The sequence below is a fragment of the Pseudomonas sp. P5_A12 genome, from assembly GCF_056400685.1.
The window spans coordinates 1-4,293 of the sequence record NZ_JBFUKU010000376.1 but is presented as its reverse complement, the minus strand read 5'-3'; the positions used below and the strand labels follow the sequence as shown (position 1 = coordinate 4,293).

At 50.8% G+C, this 4,293-nt stretch carries 5 protein-coding genes; 4 read left to right on the top strand and 1 reads right to left on the bottom strand.

Going from position 1 to position 4,293, the window contains the following annotated elements; translation table 11 throughout:
* From AC1DSG_RS28200 to AC1DSG_RS28185, 4 genes are all read left to right on the top strand, one after another.
* The coding region (locus AC1DSG_RS28200; protein WP_477793804.1) for a hypothetical protein at nucleotides 1-427 on the top strand (427 nt) is incomplete at its 5' end.
* A gap of 9 nt (nucleotides 428-436) precedes the next feature.
* Complete coding sequence (locus AC1DSG_RS28195; protein ID WP_477793803.1) at nucleotides 437-1,261, top strand: hypothetical protein; 825 nt, start codon at nucleotides 437-439, stop codon at nucleotides 1,259-1,261.
* Between the two features lie 3 nt (nucleotides 1,262-1,264).
* Entirely contained in the window at nucleotides 1,265-2,854 is a 1,590-nt protein-coding gene (locus AC1DSG_RS28190) for a hypothetical protein (RefSeq protein ID WP_477793802.1), read from the top strand.
* A gap of 9 nt (nucleotides 2,855-2,863) precedes the next feature.
* Nucleotides 2,864-3,949, top strand: coding sequence for a hypothetical protein (locus tag AC1DSG_RS28185; protein WP_477793801.1), 1,086 nt, complete (start codon nucleotides 2,864-2,866; stop codon nucleotides 3,947-3,949).
* Nucleotides 3,950-4,083: 134 nt separating this feature from the next.
* Here the strand turns inward: AC1DSG_RS28185 and AC1DSG_RS28180 are convergent.
* Nucleotides 4,084-4,293, bottom strand: a 210-nt coding sequence (locus AC1DSG_RS28180; RefSeq protein ID WP_477793555.1) for an integrase core domain-containing protein, incomplete at its 5' end; no start/stop codon positions are given.

Sequence of the window (4,293 nt, the reverse complement as noted above, 5' to 3'; positions counted from 1 at the left end):
AGTTCGTGGAGAGATTACCGGCATCAAAGAGATGACGCTGGAATCCCTCAATCGGGACGTGGAGAAGGCCAAGGTCAACGTTTTGGATTTCGGTGGGTTGGTCGAAGACAAAAGCAGTTCTGAGCTCAAGCTGAAATACCACTTGAGCAAAGCCGAGAATATGCTTCAAGCCTTGATTAAGGCGTTCCGTGACGAAAACAAAATGCATCGTAATGGAGTACCGCGTCCTGCATATTTCGATGGTATGCCAGAGTTCCAGCATCTGGATTTTCCGAGCTTCAACACCACCGAAGAGGTGGCCAAGCACCGTGAGCAAGAGCGGCTGTTGAATGCGTTACTGGCRGATGTCGAGGGCATTCGTGCGGCTATTCAATCGGCCTACGACAACCGCTTCGATCAGCTCAAAGCAATTCACCTGCAGCTCTAAGGCTAGACTATGGCTATCAAATCTCGTTATGCAACGCCGAACAAATATGCTCAGTCTAATGGGAATGGCGAGTGGCTCAAAATCACGTTATTAGTTGTGTTCATTGTCAGTGTAATGGGGGGAGTTGGTTATTACCTATACACCAAGCCGAAGAGCGCTGATAAGGCTTCGCTCTGTCCGGCGGAGGGGCCATTGGGCCATGTCGTGGTCTTGGTCGACAATACCGACCCCTATTCCTTTATTCAGCGCCAAGCCTTTGTTCAGGCGCTGGGATCGTTGACTGATCAAGTCGTGCCAGAGGGCTATTTGCTTTCGGTTTTCGCCTTGGGTGAGGATTATCAGAAAAATGCCGAACCGATATTCGAGAAGTGCAATCCCGGGACAAGTGATGGCAAGTCCGAACTGACAGCCAATTTGAAACGCATCGACAATCGTTTCAATGAGTCCTTCAGGGAACCTGTCCTAAAGCTTGAGGATGCTCTGATGGCGCAAGAGCCGGCCAAGTATTCACCGGTTTTTGAAATGATTCAGTTAGCCTCGATCAAGGGCTTTCGGGCACATAAAGTGAAGGGCCCTAAAACACTCATTATTTTCTCTGACATGCTCCCCAACACCGAGAGCTTCTCTATGTTCAAGGGGGTGCCGGAATTCAAGTCATTCTCCGCGACGGCCTACGGCGAGCACAGTAAAACCGACCTCTCTGGGATTAAGGTAGAACTCCATTACCTGATGAAATACCCCAAGCTTCAGACCATGAAACAGTTGAAGTTTTGGGAAGACTATTTTGAAAATACTGGCGCACGTTTGACTCGTGTCCAGACAATGGAAGGTTAAGCCATGCCTGCAAAAATTGATCTGAGAAAGCTTTTTGGTGTGGCCGTTGGTTTGAAGGTTTTTTTTGCGGCGATCAGTCTCGTACTCGCGAGCCCATACGTGTTTGGCCTGGCTTTGCCGCTCACGGTGATGGGGCTGTATATCTGGCTGGGAGCAACCAAGCGCGACACAACCGTCTCTGATGAAAAGTTCGCAGACTCTTGCTACTACCTCGGTTTTATTTTCACTATTGCTTCGATTATTGCGTCGCTGTTTGATTTGCAAAACATCGGGACAGGCCTCAGTGATGTCGCCGTGCGTTTTGGTGCGGCGATGATCAGTACCTGCGCGGGCGTCATTGTGCGGGTGATCTTGGTGAGTTTCCGCCCAGATCCTGAGTCCGTGATACACAGTGCCGAGGACTTGGTGCTGAGCTCATACCGTCGCCTCTCCGACGAGTTTTCTCGCTCGTTCGATCAGTTGGTTGTCTTCCGTGGTGAGGCTGTTGAGGCCTCCAGGGTTGCGGTTTCGAGCGTCAAAGAGCAGATYGACTCCATGGCTGAGATGCACCGTCAGCAGACGGAGACCTTCTTCAAGGAAATGACCGAACTCAACAAGGCTACGATTCTGAGCTTAATCCAGGATATTCGCACGGCTTCGATGGGCCTTAATCAGATCCTTGAGCAATACCGAGCGAAGGCCTCTGAGACCAGTGAGGGAATCGATCAGACCCTGAGAAATTTCATCAAGACACTGGTTGATCGTCTCAATGCGGTTGAGTTTCCGCAGGACATTTTCTCTAGCCGTCTTGCGGCTCCAATCGCTCAGCTCAATGACACGACCACTGATGCCACGGTGAGCGTCAAGCAGGTTTCTGAAAACGTTAAGAGTGCAGCCAAAAGCGTTTCGTCGTCGGTCGAGAGGATCAATACCCAGGCAGAGTCGATCAGTGAGGTGCTGTCAGTAGCGCAGACGATATCGACAGAACAGCAAGAGCTCTTGTTTGCCATCAAGCGCCAGCAGCAATCGGCCATTGATCAACTTCAGGCGTATCAGGAAGAGATGCTCAAAACTATGGCTACTCAGCAGGGAGCAATGCTTGGCGAACTCCGCGAGCATTCTGAGTTGGTTGTAGGCGTCAATGCCGTTATGACCAAGCTCGCGGATGGTCTTGGTGAAAACCGCGAAGTGGCAGGCGACTTCCGTCAAGCATGGCTGAATATCACGCAAGTCGCCGGCGAGATGGGCGATGTGGTTAAAGGCTCGATGGAAAAACTCACCCCTGCCATAGTTTCCCTTGAGGAAATGGCGAAGCAATCTGCCAGCGAAGCCAGAGCAGCAACGGCTTCTGTCGGATCACTTGGTGAGCTCATGGTGCAACTGATTGAGCTCAACAAGACTCAGTTGGATCAGGGGGTAACTACCTCGGGCCAACTGCAAGGTATTGCTGATATTAACGGTCAAATGCAGGTACTCAATGAAAGCCTCATGCAGATCGTGTTGAATAATGCGCAGCCAGTTGCTGGACATTCCGTAGACGCTGAAGCTTTTATGGAGTCTGTCCAGACTATTGCTCGCAGCAGCGAGCCTCAATCTTCTTTGGCAACGGGTTGAGGCAAGTTCATGTCGAATAAAAGCGACCAAATTTTCCAGCTCTCGTTGACCGAAATTGCCTTCATATTGGTTTTCATCCTAATGTTTCTTTTGGGATCAATGGTTTTCTTGGCACAGAAAGAAAACCAAGATCTCAGAGAGGTGCTGGAGGGGCTCGGTAACTTCGAGCAAAACAAGACCGACCTTGATAAAGCGATGCAGTTGGTTACGGAGACACTTGCTGGTAACGGCATCAGTAACCCTGAAGAGGTGATAAAGAATCTCATTGATTCCGTCAGTTCTCACGAAGAAATCACCAAGCTAAAGAAACAGATTGTTGATCAGGATGCCAAGATCACGGCCCTTAGTGAGATTCAGAAGGCAATTGATGCTGCAAAGGGCCAAGGCGACGGGGCTCTTGTTCAGGAGCAGATCGAGCAAGCCCTCTCGCTCTCCAAGGAGCTTAAGGAACAGTTGCAAGCCAGGCTTGAAAAGCCCGAGGACAAGGCCCTGCTAGAGGATACAGGCCGTGTTGCTGAGAAGGTTAAAGAACTGGTGGCGGGCGTTGAAAAGCTTGAGAAGTCCTTCAAAGAAGACCCATTGTTGTCTGCATTGCCCGGGGAGACTCCTGAGCAAAAACTTGAGAGTCTTAAGAAGGAATATCAACAGTTCGAAGCGCTTAAAAAGGACGGCTCCAATCCGATTCTTGTAAGGAAGGAAAATTCCGACCTCAAAGGCCAGATTCAGTTTTTGAAGAATAGGCTGGAGGCTAATGGCGGCATGGACTTCCCGCCTTGTTGGGCTGATGCAAACGGGAAAGTGCAGATGCTCCTGACTGTCGAGCTTCATGAGAATGTGCTCAATGTCAGTCGTGCTTGGCCGGATAGTCGCGAGGCGGATGCTAAAGCGCTGCCCAACATCAGTGCTGTGCTGGCGGCTCCTACCTCCGACTATCCTTCATTCCTGAGAGCCGTGAAGCCAATTTCAGATCTCAGTCGCCAATTGAACTGTCGACACTATGTGCGCATCAAGAACCTGATTCCTGATGCAGTGTTTTCAGACCGTAGACGGCTCTCCATTGAGGATCACTTCTACAAGGTTGAAGTACGCCGATAATGCTCTTCGCCAACAAGTCGATTGCCAGAACGTCCAATTGAGCGCAGTCGATTCCCCTCCCGTATTCACCTCACTGACATTAGGCCCAAGCAGTAGCTGGACTTGCCCCTACAAAACCGGACACCAACTCCCCGTTAAATGGATGCCACTGCCAAGCGCCTGAATTCTCTCGGTGAGCGATAGTTCAAAGCGCTGTGCGGATGCTGCTCGTTGTAATGCTCAAAGGCAATTGCCAGGTTACGCAGCGCCGTTTCTCGATCCGGCTTGGGCATGTGCGCCACATAATCCCGCTTGATCGTCTTCACGAAGCTCTCGGCCATGCCGTTGCTCTGCGGGCTGCGCAC

What these genes read in the sequence shown, in the direction of transcription:
- AC1DSG_RS28195 (WP_477793803.1), top strand. Translation starts at nt 437, where the DNA reads ATGGCTATCAAATCTCGTTATGCAACGCCGAACAAATATGCTCAGTCT.
- AC1DSG_RS28185 (WP_477793801.1), top strand. Translation starts at nt 2,864, where the DNA reads ATGTCGAATAAAAGCGACCAAATTTTCCAGCTCTCGTTGACCGAAATT.